The sequence below is a fragment of the Sphingopyxis selenitireducens genome (assembly GCF_051550705.1).
In the GTDB taxonomy this organism is placed as follows: domain Bacteria; phylum Pseudomonadota; class Alphaproteobacteria; order Sphingomonadales; family Sphingomonadaceae; genus Sphingopyxis.
Genome location: NZ_JBPULG010000001.1, coordinates 227,501 through 244,112 on the forward strand (window position 1 = coordinate 227,501; position 16,612 = coordinate 244,112).

A 16,612-nucleotide genomic window follows, 5' to 3' on the forward strand; every position below is an offset into this window, starting at 1 on the left:
CCCCCGTATTCGCGCCACCGGGCAAAACTTCCCTGTCCCCGGAATCGCGGATTCCGGGCCGAATGACTCAGGTGGAGATTGCCCCTCTCCGATTCCTGACTATCAACTATAGATCGGGGTGGAAAGGGGTAAATTAGGGTGAATTGGGGTAAGAACACCCAATTCACCGCAAAATGAGAGCGAAAGCCAGCCAAAAGGGATCGGCGACGAAAAATCGCGCGTCGGACGGGTGTTGGAGATGCTGAAAAAGAGCCGCTCGGCGCGGCGCCTATTCGGTAGGGGTGCGAATCCAGAGCGGGCGCAACGGCGCGCGGATCGCGGCGTCGCCCCATAGGCGCATGGCAAGCCACTCCATCGTATCGGATGGGGCCAGATGCGCTGCGCCGGGCACCGCCGGTTGCCACAGCGGCGCAAAGATCAGATCGGCATCACCGACCAGCCACGCATCGCCCTGCCCGATCCGGCAATGCGCGACGCGGCGTCCGGCAAAGGCGCGGCACGACGCGGGCAGCCGGTCGAAGCGCCCGGCGCTGAACAGGCGAAGCCGCGCTTCCCCGACGTCGACCGGCACCGCCTGCACTTCGCCAGCCGGCGCAGCGCCAAGGGCGATGCGCCAATGGTCGAACAGCGGAGTCAGCAGGCTCGTCACCGGCGGATTGCGCGGGTCGCCAAGCGGATAGGACGCGGGCCAGCCCGACAGGGCATCGGCCAATATAACCGCACGGCCGCCACCCCGGACAAAGGCGTCGATCGCGACCAGTTCGCGCGGCGCGAGCGCGCGCGGATGGGCGAGCAACACGGCACCGCCGCGCGGCGGCACATGATCGACGAGGCTGTCGACGAGCGCGACCGGCCCCGTGGACTGAAGCCGGGTGAGCGCGGCATCATCCCCCGGGCCATCGGCGATCATCGCGGCAATGTCGCCGCCGCCAGCCCAGCGCAGCGGCAGGCTGGTGAGCATGGTGACCGCGGGGGCATCTGCGGCAATGGGCGCCGGGCGATAGAGGGCGGCAAGCAACGCATGACCCGCGGCGAACCAGCCGGTGACGAGCAAGGCGGCAACAACGAGTCGCAATCCCCTGCCCCACGCCCGGCGTTGGGCGAGAGCATCGGCGATCCATCCCGCCAGCCCGGCAGCGGCAAGCACGAGGAGCAGTTGCACCCCGGCGAACGAGCCTGCGAGGGTAATTGCGAGCAGCGACTGTCCCGCGACAAGAAGGAACAACGCGAACAGCAGCGTCCGCCGCCGGTCGGCTGCGGGAGCGTCACGTTGCCACCAGCCGAGCAACAGCATGGGAAGCATCAGCAGCGGCACCGCGAGCGCCGGATCGATCCGGCCGAGCAGCGCCTGCCCGCCCGCTGTCCACGCCAGCAACGCAGCCAGCACGGCGACGACGACAGCGCGCAGCATCGGCGGCCGCCAAGCCGCCATCACTGCTTCGACTGGCGCGCGCGTTCGAGGGTGGGATCGGGCTCGAGGTCAGGCACGGTCGAGGTGGTTGCCGGCGCAGCCTGCGGCACCTTCACCGATGTGACGGCATTTTCGTCCTTGGATACGGGCTGGACGCCCAATTCCTCCAGCGGCGTGCCGCTACTCTTTTGTTCGGCGCCGGGCATCTTGACCTCTCCCGTCGCCACGGCTTCGCTCGTCGCCCGTTCGCGCGCGCGATCGCCGATCAGCCCCGCCATGCCAACGAGCAGCAACACGGTCAGCACGCCGGCGATGCCGATCTGCAATCGCCGCATCGTGTCATTGACGGGCGCCGGCGCAGGCTGCATCGCCGCAGCGGACGGAACCTCCGCCTTTCCGTTCGTCATGCCGCCGTCTCCGCCAAGCCTTTGCTCGCCAGCCATTCGGGGTTGTAGAGCGTCGAGAGATAGCGAAACCCGCTGTCGCACAGGATCGTTGCAATACGCTTGCCCGGCCCCAATTGCCGCGCCAGCGCCATGGCCCCGGCGACGTTGATCCCCGACGACAGGCCAAGGCACAGGCCTTCTTCGTCGAGCAGGCTGCGGACGACCGCCAGCCCCTCGGCATCCGAAATGCGAAACTGGGTGTCGATCGGCGCGCCTTCGAGATTGGCGGTAATGCGATTCTGGCCGATGCCTTCGGCGACGCTCGATCCTTCGGGCTTCAACTCGCCGCACTGATAATAATTATAAAGCCCCGCGCCGTACGGATCGGTGAGCGCAATGGTGATGTCGGCGTTCTTCGCCTTCAGCCCCAGCCCGGTTCCCGCGATCGTGCCGCCCGTGCCGGCTGCACAGGTAAAACCGTCGATACGGCCGCCCATCTGGTCCCAGATTTCCTCGGCAGTGCCGTACACATGCGCCTTGCGGTTGGCGATATTGTCGAACTGGTTGGCCCAGATCGCATTTTCGGTTTCCTCGGCTATGCGGCGCGAGGTGTGGACGAAATGGCCGGGGTTGGCGAAGGGCGCGGGCGGAACGAGCACCAGTTCGGCGCCCAGCGCGCGGATCGTCGCCATTTTCTCGGCACTTTGATTATCGGGCATGACGATGATCGTCTTGTACCCCAGCGCGTTGGCGACAAGCGCGAGGCCGATTCCGGTGTTGCCAGCCGTGCCCTCGACGATCGTGCCGCCGGGCTTCAGGCTGCCGTTCGCCTCGGCATCGCGGACGATATAGAGTGCCGCGCGATCCTTCACCGATCCGCCGGGGTTGGCATATTCGCACTTGCCCCAGATTTCGCAGCCCGTGGCCTCGCTCGGGCCGCGCAGCAGCACCAGCGGCGTGTTACCAATCAGCTCGAGGCTGTTTTCAGCAATAGTCGTCATGCCCCTGATCTAAGGCCGCACATGGGACGCCGCAAGACAGCTTCGCTTGCCGCGGCCATGTTCGGCCTTTGTCGACCAACAGCATCCTGGCTCCGACCAACGCCTTTGAAGCGGCGTTTCGGGGCTTGCCATTGTAACAGTATATCATTACTGACCCCGGCAATATCTTATCCAACTGACAGGATTTTCCGCCGATGCGACTCCTCTCCTCCGCCGGTTTCACGCTTGCCATCCTTCTTTCCGCCCCAGCTTTCGCCCAGGATAGCGGCACGACGGGTAGCGAAGACGATGTCCATGGCGGCGGGCCGATCGTCGTCACCGCCCCCTATGTCCGCAGCCTCGACATTCTCGGCAATGTGTCGGTGCTGGAGGGCGACGAGCTGGCGCGCGACATTCGCGGACAGATTGGCGACACGCTCACGCGCCAGCCCGGCGTCTCGGCGACCAGCTTTGCGCCCGGCGCCTCGCGCCCGGTACTCCGCGGTTTTTCGGGCGAGCGCGTCCGCGTGCTGACCGACGGCATCGGATCGATCGACGTGTCGAACACGTCGGCGGATCATGCCGTCACGATCGACCCGCTGACCGTCGAGCGAATCGAAATATTGCGCGGCCCCGCCGTGCTGCTGTTCGGCAGCCAGGCCATCGGCGGCGCAGTCAACCTGTTCGACCGCCGCATCCCGCGCAAGGTTCCCGCCGACCATGTCCATATCGACGCGATCGGCGGCTATGCCACCGCGGCCAATGACCGCAATGTCGGTGCATCGGTCGACGTCGCGCTCAGCCCGCAGATCGTCGCGCATGTCGACGGCAGCTGGCGCAAGAGCGGCGACGTCCGCGCGGGCGGCTATGTCTTTGCCCCCGAAATCCGCAGCGACCTGCTCCACCTCGCCGAACATGCGGTCGAGGACGGTCATCAGGACGAAGCCGACGAACTCACCACACAAGCCAATTCGCGCGGCAAGGTCGCCAACACCGCCAGCGAAACCTGGACCGCCGGCGGCGGACTGTCGCTGATCAACGACGGCGGCCAGCTGGGTATCTCGATCGGCTATTTCGACAGCAAATATGGCGTGCCGAGCCGCCCGAATACATCGCACGACCATGGCGGCGAAGAAGGCGAAGAGGGCGGCCACGACCATGGCGAAGGTCCGGTGACGATCGGCCTGAAGCAGTGGCGCGCGGATCTTCGCGGCGAAGTCGAACTGGGCGACGGTTTTTTCAGCAAGCTGCGCCTGCGCGGCGGTTTTGCCGATTATGAGCATACCGAGTTTGAAGGCGACGAGGTCGGCACCGTCTTCACCAACCAGGGCGTCGAAGGCCGGCTGGAACTCGCGCAGAACGACCGCGGCGGCTGGCGCGGCGCGAGCGGCGTACAATATAGCCACCGCGATTTCAACGCGGTCGGCGCCGAAGCCTTTGTCCCGCGCAACCTGACCGACCAGTTCGCGCTGTTCACTTTGCAGGAATGGACGCTGGGATCGCTCGGCCTCGAGGCCGCAGCGCGCTTTGAAACCACTGACGTGCGCGCGCCGACACTGGGCATCGCGCGCAAGTTCGACACCTTCTCGGGCGCGCTAGGCGCCAATTACGAGATCGCCGACGGTATGAAGTTCGGCGTGTCGCTCGCCCGCGCAGTGCGCGCACCGTCGGCCGAAGAACTGTTCTCGAACGGCCCGCATATTGCGACCCAATCGTTCGAAGTCGGCAACCCCGACCTCAAGCGCGAGGCGAGCTGGGGCGGCGAAGCCTCTTTCAAATATGCAAGCGACGCCTTCAATCTCAGCCTGACCGGCTATGCCAACTGGTTCGACAATTTCATCTATTCGGAGGCGACGGGCGCCGAAGAGGATGAGCTGCCCGTCTTCCAATATTTTCAGCGCGACGCGCGCGTCTATGGCTTTGAGGCCGAGGCGAGCGCGCGACTGGCGCAGATCGGCGGTTTCAACATCGTCGGCGACCTCACCGCCGACATGACGCGTGCCAAAATCAAGGGCGGCGACCATGTTCCGCGTATCCCGCCGCTGCGCGTGCTGGGCGGGATCGAGGCACAGGGCGAACGGATCGATGCGCGCGCCGAGGTCGAATGGACCGATGACCAGAACCGCAATGCCGCGTTCGAAACCCCGACCAAGGGCTTTACGCTGGTCAATGCGTCGATCAGCTGGCGGCCGCTGCCCGATACGAAGAATCTGACGTTGTCGCTCGCCGCGAACAATATCTTCGACGTCGATGCCCGGCGCCACGCCAGCTTTACCAAAGATTATGTGCCGCTGGCAGGCCGCGACTTCCGCATCACGGCTCGGGCGAGCTTCTGACCTCAGCTGACGGAGCGGGCTCCGGTGATGACACCGGGGCCGCTTCGGCCGGTGGCGGCGTGACGGCAACCGGTTCGGGCGTCGGTTCCGGCACGGGAGCCGGGCTCGCTTCGGTCGGTGGCGGCGGAGCAATGGTCGGCTGAGACACTGGCTCCGGCGCTGGTTCGGGAACCGCCTCCGTCGGCGGCGGCGCGGCGATGACCGGTTCAGGCTCCGGCACGGGGGCATCGACCGCTTCAACCGGCGGAGGAGCCGGAATAACCGGTTCGGGCGCAGACACTGGCGCCGGAGCCGCCGGTGAAGGCGATGGTGCAGCGACGACGGGCTCGGGAACCGCTGGCTGTTCGGCACGGGCAGGCTTCGCCGATTCCGGCACGGCAAGCAGCGAGAGGGGCATCACCGTCCATGCGGACAAGGCCTGCCGCTGGCGCCAATAGATCGACGACACCGCTGCATAGGTGCCGACGCTTTCCCACGCCGGCGAGCTCAGACTTTCGGTATCGACCCCATTTTCCATGAAGGCCTGAACCAATATCTTGACCTGATCTTCGCTCATTTCGCCCGACAGGCGCGGGTTGCTGCGGCCCGGTCCGAAATCGAGCGCTGTGTCGATGGCCGTGGCAGAAAGGCCATAGCTGGCCAACCGCCTGATCAGCCATTCGTGCAAGACGCTGCTGACTCCATAGTCGAGATAGGCTTTTTTCTGCGCGACATCGAGCGTGAAGCCCGCGGCACAGCTGTCGGCGATGGTCGAAAACTGGCCCAGAAGCAGTTCAAAGCCCAGATTGTCGCCGTCGCCGATCAGCGCCTCTGCCAGCAGATTCTTGAACGGCGGCTCGGCCCTCTCGACCGCGCAATCGAGTTTGTCCCCCAGCTGCGCCGACGCCGCGACCGGCATCGCTGCCGTCGCCAGCGCCGCACCGCACACCCAGAATCTGATCATGCGCTTCCTCCCCCACCGGGGCCTTCGCCCCATCTGGCTCAGGACAGCATGGCCATCCCGCCGTTCACATGCAATGTCTGGCCGGTGACATAGCCTGCTTCCTTCGAAGCAAGATAGACGACTGCGGCAGCGATGTCGCTCCCCTCGCCCATCCGGCCGGCGGGGATGCGCTGGTTCAGCGCTTCCTTCTGCGCATCGGGCAGGTCATCGGTCATCGCAGTGGCGATAAAGCCCGGAGCGACGCAGTTGGCGGTGACGCCGCGGCTCGCAAGCTCCTGCGCCAGCGCCTTGGTCATCCCGGTCACACCCGCCTTCGACGCCGCATAATTGGCCTGCCCCGGATTGCCCGTCGCGCCGACGACGCTGGTGACCGAAATGATGCGCCCGAAACGCGCCTTCATCATCGGCTTGGCCGCTGCACGCGCCAGACGGAAATTGGCCTCCAGATTGATGCGGATGACATCCATCCACTCCTCATCCTTCATCCGCATGATCAGATTGTCGCGGGTGACCCCGGCGTTGTTGACGAGAATATCGAGCTTGCCGAGCGCATCGACCGCCGAAGGCACCAGCGCATCGACGGCCGCGCCATCGCCCAGATTGCACGGCAGCGCGACATGATCGCCGCCAAGGCTATCGCGAAACACATTCAACTTGTCGGCGTTGGAACCCGACACCGCAAGACGCGTCCCCTGCGCCGCCAGTGCCTGCGCAATGGCCGAACCGATGCCTCCCGAAGCGCCGGTAACGAGAGCGGTCATGCCTGTGAGATCGAACATATTGGAGAACTCCTATTTTTACCGGTTCACGCGGAGACGCGGAGGGTTTATGGTCGTTGACGATGCGGCGGACGCCTTCCTTGAGCGTTGCGCCGCCAAAATTAATGAGCAGACCGACGGATTGGCCGGTCAGACGAAGGTAGGTCAATAGCTGCTTTCCATGAGCCGGGTTCAACCGCTCGACGGATTTGATCTCGACCAGCAAACGATTGTCGACGAGCAAATCGATACGGAAGGCAGCATCGAAGCGAGTCCCTTCGAAGAGTATATCGACTGGCATTTGTCGATCGACCCGATATCCAAGCTCAATCAGCTTGCCAGCGAGAACCGTCTCATAGACGCTTTCCAGCAATCCGGGGCCCAAGTCTCGATGCAAGCGGAGGGACAAATCCAGCACATCGCCGCTCACGACATCTATGTCCTGCACTACCCCTCCGCGTCTCCGCGTGAACTTGTTTTCTGCTACTCTGCGCTCATCTATTAAAGCGCTTTGAGCAGTGCCTCGATATCGTCCATCGAAATGACGCTGACCGTCTCGACCTCGCCCGACGCGCTGCGCTTGACCATCGGCGACAGCACTTTGCCGCCGAATTCGACGAAGTGGGTCACGCCGATGCCTTCCATCGCGCCCACGCTCTCGCGCCAGCGAACGCGGCCGGTGATTTGCTGGACGAGCAGGTCGCGGATCGTGCTTGCGTCGCTCACCGGGCTTGCCGTGACATTGGCGACGACGGGAACCAGCGGCGCCGCAGGCGGATTGGCACCGAGCGCTTCGGCCATCGCGTCGGCGGCGGGCTGCATCAGCGGGCAATGGAAGGGAGCGGATACGGGCAGCAGAATGCCGCGCTTGATGCCATAATCCTTGACCAGCGCGACCGCGCGTTCGACCGCGCCCTTGTGACCGGAGATCACGACCTGCGACGGGTCATTGTCGTTGGCGACGGTGCAGACTTCGCCCTCGGCGGCGGCATCGGCAAGCTTTTGCGCGGTTTCAATATCTGCGCCGAGCAGCGCCGCCATCGCGCCAATGCCGACCGGCACCGCCGCCTGCATCGCCTGCCCGCGCGTCTTCAGAAGCCGTGCGGTGGTCGCGAGGTCGAAGGCGCCGGCGGCGCAGAGCGCGCTATATTCGCCGAGGCTGTGGCCCGCGACATAATCGGCCTTGGCGGCGAGCGTCACGCCGCCCTCCTTTTCGAGCACGCGCAGCGTCGCGATGGCATTGGCCATGATCGCGGGCTGGGCATTTTCGGTGAGCGTCAGCTGATCCTCGGGCCCCTCGCTCATCAGTTGGAACAATTTCTGCCCCAGCGCGTCGTCGACTTCCTGAAAGACCTCGCGCGCAACCGGCGATGCGTCGGCGAGCGCCTTGCCCATGCCGACCGCCTGACTGCCCTGACCCGGAAAAATAAATGCGCGCATGACCCTGCCCTCTTATTCGTCGCCCCCGCGCAGGCGGGGGCCGTTGGCGTTCTATACTTCACCGTCGGCGTCGTGCCGACAGCGGCCCCTGCCTTCGCAGGAGCGACGGAAAGGCCCGCGCCTATTCCCTCACCCGGCGCGATGCAAGCCGAAGGGGACGACCTTGTTGCCTGCATCATGGCCGATGTCAGCGCGGCCGAGCCAGGGGACGCCGGTGCGTGCGCACCAGTCCTGCGCTATTTCTTCGGCCTCCGCGCCAAAAGGCCGGTCGTTTTCAGGCACGTCGCTGACCCGGCCAAGCCGCAGGCCCGCAAGCCCGCGCGGCGCCAGATAGCTCGCGACGTGGAAAAAGGCGCGGTCGAAGGCGTAAAGATATTCGCTGACCTCCTCGACCAGCAGCACATGACCCGAGAGGTCGGGTTCGAGCGGGGTGCCGAGCAGCATCGACAGCGTCATCAGATTGAACGCCGCGTGACGCGCTCCATGCTGCAACCCCGGCTCGCACGCGGCAGGATCGCGCGCCACAAGCCAGTCGAGCGCACGCAACACCGCTGCGTCGCCTCCCTCGCGGCGGATATCGGCAACCATCGGGCCATGGGCGACATGATCGAAACCGTCGCGATAGAGCGCGCCGAGCAGATTGCCCTGATCCGAATAGCCGAGAAAGGCTTTATGCCGCGCCACCGGGGTCATCGCCGCGACGGCGTCCTCGGCGATCCGGCAGGCGCCATAGCCGCCGCGCGCGAACCAGACTGCGTCGATATCGGGGCGGTTCGCCATCTCAACCAGCGCTGCGAAACGGTGCCCGTCCTCGCCCGCGAAATGGCCGTGGACGGCGAAGCATTGCGGGTCGAATTCCAGTTCGACCCCCGGATAGCCGAGGCTTGCGAGAGCACGGACGGCCTCGGCGTCATCCGGGAGAATAGGAGTGGAGGGAGCGACGATTCCGATGCGCATGATCTAAGCCAGTCTCTCTGTCGGTTCGCACGAACGGGATTTGCGGTGGGCGCTGGTTGCAAACCCTTCGCCGAGGCCATAACGCCGGGCCATGACCGAAAACAAATCCTATTTCTTTTGCGGCATCGGCGGGTCGGGCATGTTGCCGCTGGCGATGATCGTCGCGGCGCGCGGAGCCAAGGTTTCCGGATCGGATCGCAGCCGCGATCAGGGCCGATCGTCCGGGAAATTTCAATGGCTTGCCGATCAGGGGATCACATTATTCCCGCAGGACGGCAGCGGCCCGAAAGCCGGACAAATCATCGTCGCCTCGGCTGCGGTCGAAGATAGCGTGCCCGATATCGCCGCCGCAAACGCGCTCGGCCTGCCGCGCATGACGCGCGCCGACCTCAACGCCGCACTGTTCAACGCCGCCGACAAGGCCATCGGCGTCGGCGGGACGAGCGGCAAGTCAACCGTCACCGGGATGATCGGCTGGATTCTCGAAAGCGCAGGCCGCAAGCCGACGGTGATGAACGGCGCAGTGATGCGCAATTTCGCAGGCGATGACATGCCCTTCGCGAGCGCACTGGTCGGCGATGCCGCCTCTTACGTGAGCGAAGTCGACGAAAGCGACGGTTCGATCGCGCTTTATCAGCCCGACGTCGCGGTGGTCACGAACATCAGCCTCGACCACAAGAGCCTTGAGGAGCTGCACCAGCTGTTCGGCGATTTCGCCGCGAAGGCGCGGATCGCGGTGATCAATGCCGACGATGCGGAATCGGCGCCGTTGCTGGCGGGCCACAATGTCATGCGCTTCGGCTTTTCGGATGCGGCGGCGATCCGCGGCGGCGATTTCGAGGCGCTGCCGGACGGCTGCCGCTTCACCGTCAGCTTCGCGGGAGATCGCCACGACGTGCGCCTGCGCATGCCCGGGCGCCACAATGCCGCCAATGCCCTCGCCGCGATCGCCGCAGCGCGCTCGGTCAATATATCGGTCGGGCAATCGATCGCGGCGCTCGCCGAATTCACCGGCCTCGCCCGCCGCTATGAGGTGCTGGGACAGGCAAACGGCGTCACCGTCATCGACGATTTCGCGCATAACCCGGATAAAGTGGCCGCGACCCTCGCCGCCGTCGCCGAACTCCCGGGCCGCGCTTTGCTGTTCTTTCAGCCGCACGGCTATGGCCCGCTGCGCCAGATGGGCAAGGAGCTGGCGGCGAGCTTTGCGGGCGGGATGCGCGACGGCGACAGGCTGTTCGTCTGCGACCCCGTCTATTTCGGCGGCACCGTCGACCGCAGCATCGGCAGCGAGGCGCTGGCCGCCGATATTGTCGGCGGCGGCGGCGATGCCATGCACCTGACGACGCGTGCGGCGTGCGGTGCGGCGATGCTGGAGGAAGCGAAACCCGGCGACCGCATCCTCATCCTCGGCGCACGCGACGATACGCTGACCGAGTTTGGCCGGGAATTGCTGGAAAAGCTGGCCGTCGGCGCTTGATTATTCCCCGCGAATCTGTATAGGCGCCCGCATTGGGGCGAGGCTCTTTTGCCGTCGCCCCATTTGCTTTGCACCCATTCGCACAGCAACGACGACAGCCGGAGGGGTGACGCGATTGGCGCGGCACCAGCGATCGGCCAAATTGAGGAAGCGCACCATGCCGTTCTACGAGCATGTTTTTATTGCGCGTCAGGACCTGAGCCAGGCTCAGGTCGACGCGCTGGCGGAAACCGTCACCAACGTTATCGGCGAGTATAAGGGCCAGGTTCACAAGACCGAAACCTGGGGCCTGAAGCAGCTCGCCTACAAGATCCAGAAGAACCGCAAGGGTCATTATGTGATGCTGTCGGCCGAAGTGTCGGGCGAAGCGATCGCAGAGATCGAGCGTCAGGCTGCGATCAACGAAGATATCATCCGCTGGCTCACCATCAAGGTCGATGAACTCGAAAAGGGTCCGTCGGTGATGATGCGCAAGCAGGAACGTCGTGGCGGCCGCGGCCGTGACCGCGACGGCGAAGAATAAGGAACAAGCACCATGGCACGACCCTTTTTCCGCCGCCGCAAGACCTGCCCCTTCAGCACGAAGGATGCACCGGTCATCGATTTCAAGGACGTCCGCCTGCTTCAGGGTTACCTGTCGGAGCGTGGCAAGATCGTCCCGTCGCGGATCACCGCGGTGTCCACCAAGAAGCAGCGTGAGCTGGCGAAAGCGATCAAGCGCGCCCGCCACATCGGCCTGCTCCCCTACATTGTGAAGTAAGGAGCGCGGAACGATGGAAATCATCCTGCTCGAACGTATCGAGAAACTGGGCGGTATCGGCGATGTCGTCACCGTCAAGAACGGCTTTGCCCGCAACTTCCTGTTGCCCAACAACAAGGCGCTGCGCGCGAACGAAGCCAACCGCAAGCTGTTCGAAGCCAACCGGTCGAAGATCGAGGCCGACAACGCCGAACGTCGCACCGACGCCGAAGGCCGCGCCAGCGGCATTGACGGCCAGCAGGTCGTCCTGATCCGTCAGGCGTCGAACACCGGCCAGCTTTACGGCTCGGTTTCGGTCCGCGACATCGTCGATGCGCTGGCTGAAAACGGCGTCGAAGGCGTTGGCAAGGCGATGATCGAACTGGAACGCCCGATCAAGTCGCTCGGCCTCGTCGACGTCAAGGTCAAGCTGCACCCCGAAGTCATCGTGACCGTCAGCGTCAACGTGGCTCGTTCGCCTGACGAAGCCGAAATGCAGAAGCAGGGCATCGACGTCATCGCCGCGATGTTCGAGGAAGAACAGGCCGAGGCTGTTGCCACGGCACTGGAACCCGACAGCGAAGACGAGTTCGAAGAAGGCACGCCTCCTTCGGAAGTCGCTGCCGAAGCACCGGCCGCGGACGAAGAAGCCTAAACAGCTTCCTCTCGCGAGAGACAGAAAAGGCTCCGGAACGTCATGTTCCGGAGCCTTTTTCTTTGGTGGCATTGAAGCTGGAAGCAGGCTGGGCTAGCTGGCCGCGACCCCGACGCCCCTGTCCGCAACGAACGAGTGACGCCAGATGACCCATGCGAGCTTCTATCCCGTAGGCACCTTCGGCCAGCCCTGGGGCGAGACAGAACGCGACCAATGGCGAAGCCGGCAGCCGCGCCTGCGCCGCTATGACGTGGATGTCGTGCCGCGCATCGAGGCTTTGGCCGATCGCTATGAGACGATCGCTTATGGACAGCTCGACTATGCGGGCGAGCGGTATACGCTGTTCGCGCTGCGCGACCGGCATTTTGATCCGGCGCTTCCCACCGCGCTCGTGACCGGCGGCGTGCACGGATATGAAACCAGCGGCGTTCTGGGCGCGCTCGATTTTCTTGAGACATGCGCGGCGGATTACGCCGGCAAGGTCAACCTGCTGGTGGCGCCCTGCGTCAGCCCCTGGGGGTATGAACGCATCAATCGCTGGAACTATGACGCCATCGACCCCAACCGGAATTTTCGTGCCGATGGGCCGGCGCGCGAATCCACCGCGCTGATCGAGCTCGTCACATCGGTGCAGGGCCCGTTTCTGGTGCATGTCGATCTGCACGAGACGACCGATAGCGACGCCAGCGAATTCGGCCCCGCGCTCGCCGCCCGCGACGGCAAGGATTATCAGACCGAACTCATCCCCGATGGTTTCTATCTGGTCGACGACAGCGACAATCCGCAGCCCGAATTCCACCGATCGATTATCGCGGCGGTTGAACGGATAACCCACATCGCCCCCGCCGATGCAAAGGGCGAGATCATCGGTTCGACCGTGGTGGCGCATGGCGTGATCGAATATCCGATGAAAAAGCTGGCGCTGTGCTGTTCGATCACGGGCGCGCGCTACACGACGACCACGGAAGTCTATCCGGACAGCCCGCGCACAACGCCGGCCGAATGTGTCCGGGCGCAGGTCGCTACCGTGCGCGCGGCGCTGGACTTCGCACTCGCTCACCCCTGACGACGCCTCCACCATCCGCATCGTCTGTGGGTGTGACGAACGCAAAAAATCAAAAACCAGTCTCGGGACATTCCAGAACATGCTTTGGAAATGATCTCGCTGGCGGATTCGAACGCCGCCCCGTAAGGGGCGGCCATGAGGATCGCGATCATCGACACGAGTACAACGCGCGCGGCGATCATTTCCGATGGCCTGCGCGAGGCCGGTCTCGACGATCTGGTGCTGATCGATCCCGCGGGCCCGCTGGTCGCGCAGGTGGAAGCCGCAAAGCCCGAAGTCGTTCTGATCAACCTCGAAAATCCCAGCCGCGACCTGCTCGAGGATTTCTTCGCCATGTCGCGCGCGCTCGCCCGGCCCATCGCGATGTTCGTCGATCAGAGCGACGCCGAGGTGACCGGCGCGGCGATCGACGCGGGCGTGTCGGCCTATGTCGTCGATGGACTGTCGAAACAGCGGATAAAGCCCGTCATCGAACTGGCGGTGCGGCGCTTTCAGGCATTTTCCCGGCTGCAACGCGAACTGGATGAGGCAAAGAACGCGCTGGTCGAGCGCGCGGCGATCGATCGCGCCAAGGCGATTTTGATGAAGCGGCGCGGGATCGACGAGCCTGCAGCCTATGCGCTGCTGCGCGGACAGGCGATGCGCACCAATCGCCGCATCGCAGAGATCGCCGAGGCCATCGTCACGAGCGACGCGCTGTTGGGAGACATGGAATGACGGCCGAGACATTCCGCATTGGCTTCCTGCCGCTGGTCGATGCCGCGCTGCCGATCCTCGCGCATGAACTCGGCTTTGCGGCGCGTGAGGGCGTGGCCATCGAACTGGTCCGCGACATGACATGGGCGACGGTGCGCGATCGCCTGCTCTACGGTCACACCGACGCCGCGCATATGATCGCGCCGCTGGCGATCGCGACCGCGCTTGGTCGTGACCGGCCCGCAGTGCCGATGGCGGTGCCGTTCGTGCTGGGACTCAATGGCAATGCCGTAACCTTTTCGATCCAACTCGCGCGCGAAGTCGGGCTGGGGGACGCGCTCGGCGATCCTGCGGTCATCGGCGCAGCGCTCCGGCGCGTCGCTGCGGCGCACAAAGCGGCGGGCAAGTTGCTGCGGTTCGGCGTCGTCCACCGCTACTCCAGCCACAATTATATGCTGCGCTATTGGCTCGCGGGGGTCGGCATCCGGCCCGACAGTGATGTCGAGATCGTCGTCACCAGCCCGCCCTTCGCCGCCGATGCGCTCGCTGCGGGGGAGGTCGACGGCATTTGCGTCGGTGAGCCGTGGAACTCGATCGCGGTCGATCGCGGCGTCGGACAGATAGCCCTCGCCACCGCGCAAATCTGGCGCCGTGGCGTGGAAAAGATACTGGCGATGCGCGAAGCCGTCGCCGGGGAACGACGCGATGCGGTCGAGGCGCTGCTGCGCGCCCTCCACGCCGCCGCAGCACATTTCGTCGAGCCCGGCACTGCGGAAGATTGTGCAACCATCCTGGCGCGCGCTGAATATCTCGATGCACCGCGCGATGCGGTGCTGCGCGCGATCACCGATCGCATTCGCATCGTCCCCGGCGGCGATCCGATCCACTATCCCGATTTTATGTTTCAGCACCGCGAAGCCGCGAATTTCCCGTGGCGCAGCCAGGCCGCCTGGCTCTATTCGCAAATGCTGCGATGGGATGGCACCGCCTATTCGGCCGTCGATGCCGCGACAGCCGCAGCCGTGTTCCGGCCCGACATCTATCGCGCGGCACTGGTGGGCTCCGGCGCGCCGCTTCCGGGGGCAAGTTCAAAACTCGAAGGCGGGATCGACGCGCCGCTCGGCGCGGGATCGACACAGGGTCGTTTGATGCTCGGCAGTGACCGCTTTTTCGACGGACGCGCCTTTGATCCCGACGATATTCAGGGATATCTCTCTGATCTTGTGTGATTTTCCTTTCCGTCCGATTTTATGCTGCACCTGCGAAATAAATCATTGCACGGTCAGGGCGAATCAGGCAGTTTAAACGAACCCGGCAAGGATGCCGGGACAGAATAGAGCGGCTACGTCTCCAACGAAGGGGCCGGTCCGCGCGGCAGGCAGGGGGCCTTTTCCCTGCACTCCAACAGGCAATGAAGCCGTCAGGATGCGCCCGCGTGGCCGCCGTCCTGGCGGCTTTTTTATTGCCCGTCGCACAAAGGGACGGACGATGACGGACATGACGAGCGGCGCCAGCGCCCCGGGAAAATCCAGTTTCTGGTCGAGCGGGCACTGGCCCACACTGGTCGCAGCCTTTCTCTACTTCGACCTCGCCTTCATGGTCTGGGTCATCCTCGGCCCGCTGGCGCCGACCATCGCGCAAGACCTTGGCCTGACCCCCGCCCAAAAGGGATTGATGGTCGCGGTGCCGACCCTGGCCGGCGCGCTGCTCCGGATCACCAACGGGATCCTCGTCGACGACATCGGGCCCAAGCGGGCGGGCGCGATCAGCCAGATCGTCGTCATCGGCGGTCTTTTCTATTCATGGTTCAACGGGATCGACAGTTTCGAGGGCATTCTCGCTCTGGGGCTGATCCTGGGATTTGCCGGGGCGAGCTTCGCGATCGCGCTCCCGCTGGCGAGCCGCTGGTATCCGCCCGAACATCAGGGCAAGGCGATGGGGCTTGCCGGCATGGGCAATTCGGGAACGGTGATCGCCGCCCTCCTCGCCCCTGCCCTTGCCAAAGCTTTCGGCTGGAACGCGGTACTCGGCCTCGCCTGCATTCCGCTCACGATCGTCTTCATCATCTATATGGCGATGGCGAAGGACGCCCCGGCGGCGGCGGCGCCGAAGAAACAGACCCGCTATTTCGCGCCGCTCAAGACCGCCGACGCCTGGTGGCTGATGGGTTTTTACGCGGTGACCTTCGGCGGCTTCGTCGGGCTGGCAGCATCGCTGCCGATCTATTTCACCGACCAGTTTCACCTCACCCCGATCGTCGCGGGCTATTGCACTGCGGCGTGCGTATTCGCCGGCTCGCTCGTGCGTCCGCTGGGCGGGGCGCTTGCCGACCGGATCGGCGGGATCAAGGCGCTGATGATCGTCTTCGTCGTCGCGGCGCTGGCTCTCGCCGGCGTTCCGCAAGCCGCCAGCCTTCCCTCCGCGCTCGGGTTGTTCGTCATCGCAATGCTCGCTTTCGGTATCGGCAACGGCTCGGTGTTCCAGCTGGTGCCGCAGCGTTTCTCGGCCGAGATTGGCGTGATGACCGGGCTCGTCGGCATGGCCGGTGGCATGGGCGGCTTCTATCTCGCCTCCTCGCTCGGTTTTGCCAGGCAATGGTCGGGCAGCTTTGCACCGGGCTTTTATATCTTCGCGGGGCTGGCGGTGGCGGCGCTGCTCGGCCTGATCTTCGTCAAGGGTCAGTGGCGCAGGGCGTGGGCTGCCGCCGAAGGCGTGCGGATATGATCATGGACCGCGCCCTCATCCTCGTGGCGGCACGTACCCCG

At 64.7% G+C, this 16,612-nt stretch carries 16 protein-coding genes and 1 pseudogene; 9 read left to right on the forward strand and 8 right to left on the reverse strand.

All coding sequences use genetic code 11. The features are described 5' to 3' along the window. Positions 1-268: 268 nt before the first annotated feature. Genes ACSYDV_RS01010 through ACSYDV_RS01020 form a run of 3 tightly spaced genes read right to left on the reverse strand, consistent with a single transcriptional unit; the run spans position 269 to position 2,798 of the window. Positions 269-1,432: a motility-associated ABC transporter substrate-binding family protein gene (locus tag ACSYDV_RS01010; RefSeq protein ID WP_438321880.1), complete on the reverse strand. Its 1,164-nt coding sequence runs from the start codon at positions 1,430-1,432 to the stop codon at positions 269-271. Continuing rightward, entirely contained in the window at positions 1,432-1,818 is a 387-nt protein-coding gene (locus ACSYDV_RS01015) for a hypothetical protein (protein ID WP_438321881.1), read from the reverse strand. Before ACSYDV_RS01015 ends, ACSYDV_RS01010 begins: the two co-directional genes overlap by 1 nt. Then, complete coding sequence (locus ACSYDV_RS01020; protein ID WP_438321882.1) at positions 1,815-2,798, reverse strand: cysteine synthase A; 984 nt, start codon at positions 2,796-2,798, stop codon at positions 1,815-1,817. The genes ACSYDV_RS01015 and ACSYDV_RS01020 overlap by 4 nt, the downstream gene beginning before the upstream one ends. Positions 2,799-2,992: 194 nt before the next feature. Between ACSYDV_RS01020 and ACSYDV_RS01025 the strand changes: the two genes are divergently transcribed. Continuing rightward, entirely contained in the window at positions 2,993-5,113 is a 2,121-nt protein-coding gene (locus ACSYDV_RS01025) for a TonB-dependent receptor (protein ID WP_438321883.1), read from the forward strand. On the opposite strand, the gene ACSYDV_RS01030 is transcribed toward ACSYDV_RS01025, so the two are convergent. The 5 genes and pseudogenes from ACSYDV_RS01030 to ACSYDV_RS01050 form a co-directional block, all read right to left on the reverse strand. Next, positions 5,091-6,056 (reverse strand): hypothetical protein, encoded by a 966-nt coding sequence (locus tag ACSYDV_RS01030; RefSeq protein WP_438321884.1) that lies wholly within the window; start codon positions 6,054-6,056, stop codon positions 5,091-5,093. The two genes, ACSYDV_RS01025 and ACSYDV_RS01030, sit on opposite strands and share 23 nt — an antisense overlap. Before the next feature lie 38 nt (positions 6,057-6,094). Then, positions 6,095-6,835 carry a 3-oxoacyl-[acyl-carrier-protein] reductase gene (gene fabG, locus ACSYDV_RS01035; protein WP_438321885.1) on the reverse strand — a complete coding sequence of 247 codons (741 nt, stop codon included), beginning with the start codon at positions 6,833-6,835 and terminating at the stop codon, positions 6,095-6,097. 28 nt (positions 6,836-6,863) lie between these two features. Continuing rightward, positions 6,864-7,262, reverse strand: a pseudogene (locus ACSYDV_RS01040) (GxxExxY protein); the annotation flags it as partial. A gap of 53 nt (positions 7,263-7,315) precedes the next feature. Continuing rightward, positions 7,316-8,254 (reverse strand): ACP S-malonyltransferase, encoded by a 939-nt coding sequence (gene fabD, locus ACSYDV_RS01045; protein WP_438321886.1) that lies wholly within the window; start codon positions 8,252-8,254, stop codon positions 7,316-7,318. Positions 8,255-8,383: 129 nt separating this feature from the next. Next, positions 8,384-9,211 (reverse strand): LD-carboxypeptidase, encoded by an 828-nt coding sequence (locus ACSYDV_RS01050; RefSeq protein WP_438321887.1) that lies wholly within the window; start codon positions 9,209-9,211, stop codon positions 8,384-8,386. 91 nt (positions 9,212-9,302) lie between these two features. Here ACSYDV_RS01050 and ACSYDV_RS01055 point away from each other — a divergent pair, with 91 nt between their 5' ends. From ACSYDV_RS01055 to ACSYDV_RS01090, 8 genes are all read left to right on the forward strand, one after another. Further along, the gene (locus ACSYDV_RS01055; protein WP_438321888.1) at positions 9,303-10,691 is read left to right on the forward strand and encodes a Mur ligase family protein; all 1,389 of its coding nucleotides are present in this window, start codon (positions 9,303-9,305) and stop codon (positions 10,689-10,691) included. A gap of 157 nt (positions 10,692-10,848) precedes the next feature. Further along, positions 10,849-11,214, forward strand: coding sequence for a 30S ribosomal protein S6 (rpsF, locus tag ACSYDV_RS01060; RefSeq protein WP_095386440.1), 366 nt, complete (start codon positions 10,849-10,851; stop codon positions 11,212-11,214). A 12-nt stretch (positions 11,215-11,226) separates the two neighbouring features. Continuing rightward, positions 11,227-11,451: a 30S ribosomal protein S18 gene (gene rpsR, locus ACSYDV_RS01065; protein WP_438321889.1), complete on the forward strand. Its 225-nt coding sequence runs from the start codon at positions 11,227-11,229 to the stop codon at positions 11,449-11,451. Between the two features lie 13 nt (positions 11,452-11,464). Beyond that, positions 11,465-12,085 (forward strand): 50S ribosomal protein L9, encoded by a 621-nt coding sequence (rplI, locus tag ACSYDV_RS01070; protein WP_438321890.1) that lies wholly within the window; start codon positions 11,465-11,467, stop codon positions 12,083-12,085. A 145-nt stretch (positions 12,086-12,230) separates the two neighbouring features. After that, complete coding sequence (locus ACSYDV_RS01075; protein WP_438321891.1) at positions 12,231-13,151, forward strand: M14 family metallopeptidase; 921 nt, start codon at positions 12,231-12,233, stop codon at positions 13,149-13,151. Positions 13,152-13,286: 135 nt separating this feature from the next. Next, positions 13,287-13,868, forward strand: coding sequence for an ANTAR domain-containing response regulator (locus tag ACSYDV_RS01080; protein ID WP_438321892.1), 582 nt, complete (start codon positions 13,287-13,289; stop codon positions 13,866-13,868). Continuing rightward, complete coding sequence (locus ACSYDV_RS01085) at positions 13,865-15,076, forward strand: CmpA/NrtA family ABC transporter substrate-binding protein (RefSeq protein ID WP_438321893.1); 1,212 nt, start codon at positions 13,865-13,867, stop codon at positions 15,074-15,076. Before ACSYDV_RS01080 ends, ACSYDV_RS01085 begins: the two co-directional genes overlap by 4 nt. Before the next feature lie 259 nt (positions 15,077-15,335). Further along, positions 15,336-16,571, forward strand: a complete 1,236-nt coding sequence (locus ACSYDV_RS01090; RefSeq protein ID WP_438321894.1) for a nitrate/nitrite transporter — start codon at positions 15,336-15,338, stop codon at positions 16,569-16,571. The last annotated feature ends 41 nt before the right edge of the window (positions 16,572-16,612 follow it).

What these genes read in the sequence shown, in the direction of transcription:
- ACSYDV_RS01010 (WP_438321880.1), bottom strand. Translation starts at nt 1,432, where the DNA reads ATGGCGGCTTGGCGGCCGCCGATGCTGCGCGCTGTCGTCGTCGCCGTG.
- ACSYDV_RS01015 (WP_438321881.1), bottom strand. Translation starts at nt 1,818, where the DNA reads ATGACGAACGGAAAGGCGGAGGTTCCGTCCGCTGCGGCGATGCAGCCT.
- ACSYDV_RS01020 (WP_438321882.1), bottom strand. Translation starts at nt 2,798, where the DNA reads ATGACGACTATTGCTGAAAACAGCCTCGAGCTGATTGGTAACACGCCG.
- ACSYDV_RS01025 (WP_438321883.1), top strand. Translation starts at nt 2,993, where the DNA reads ATGCGACTCCTCTCCTCCGCCGGTTTCACGCTTGCCATCCTTCTTTCC.
- ACSYDV_RS01030 (WP_438321884.1), bottom strand. Translation starts at nt 6,056, where the DNA reads ATGATCAGATTCTGGGTGTGCGGTGCGGCGCTGGCGACGGCAGCGATG.
- fabG (WP_438321885.1), bottom strand. Translation starts at nt 6,835, where the DNA reads ATGTTCGATCTCACAGGCATGACCGCTCTCGTTACCGGCGCTTCGGGA.
- fabD (WP_438321886.1), bottom strand. Translation starts at nt 8,254, where the DNA reads ATGCGCGCATTTATTTTTCCGGGTCAGGGCAGTCAGGCGGTCGGCATG.
- ACSYDV_RS01050 (WP_438321887.1), bottom strand. Translation starts at nt 9,211, where the DNA reads ATGCGCATCGGAATCGTCGCTCCCTCCACTCCTATTCTCCCGGATGAC.
- ACSYDV_RS01055 (WP_438321888.1), top strand. Translation starts at nt 9,303, where the DNA reads ATGACCGAAAACAAATCCTATTTCTTTTGCGGCATCGGCGGGTCGGGC.
- rpsF (WP_095386440.1), top strand. Translation starts at nt 10,849, where the DNA reads ATGCCGTTCTACGAGCATGTTTTTATTGCGCGTCAGGACCTGAGCCAG.
- rpsR (WP_438321889.1), top strand. Translation starts at nt 11,227, where the DNA reads ATGGCACGACCCTTTTTCCGCCGCCGCAAGACCTGCCCCTTCAGCACG.
- rplI (WP_438321890.1), top strand. Translation starts at nt 11,465, where the DNA reads ATGGAAATCATCCTGCTCGAACGTATCGAGAAACTGGGCGGTATCGGC.
- ACSYDV_RS01075 (WP_438321891.1), top strand. Translation starts at nt 12,231, where the DNA reads ATGACCCATGCGAGCTTCTATCCCGTAGGCACCTTCGGCCAGCCCTGG.
- ACSYDV_RS01080 (WP_438321892.1), top strand. Translation starts at nt 13,287, where the DNA reads ATGAGGATCGCGATCATCGACACGAGTACAACGCGCGCGGCGATCATT.
- ACSYDV_RS01085 (WP_438321893.1), top strand. Translation starts at nt 13,865, where the DNA reads ATGACGGCCGAGACATTCCGCATTGGCTTCCTGCCGCTGGTCGATGCC.
- ACSYDV_RS01090 (WP_438321894.1), top strand. Translation starts at nt 15,336, where the DNA reads ATGACGGACATGACGAGCGGCGCCAGCGCCCCGGGAAAATCCAGTTTC.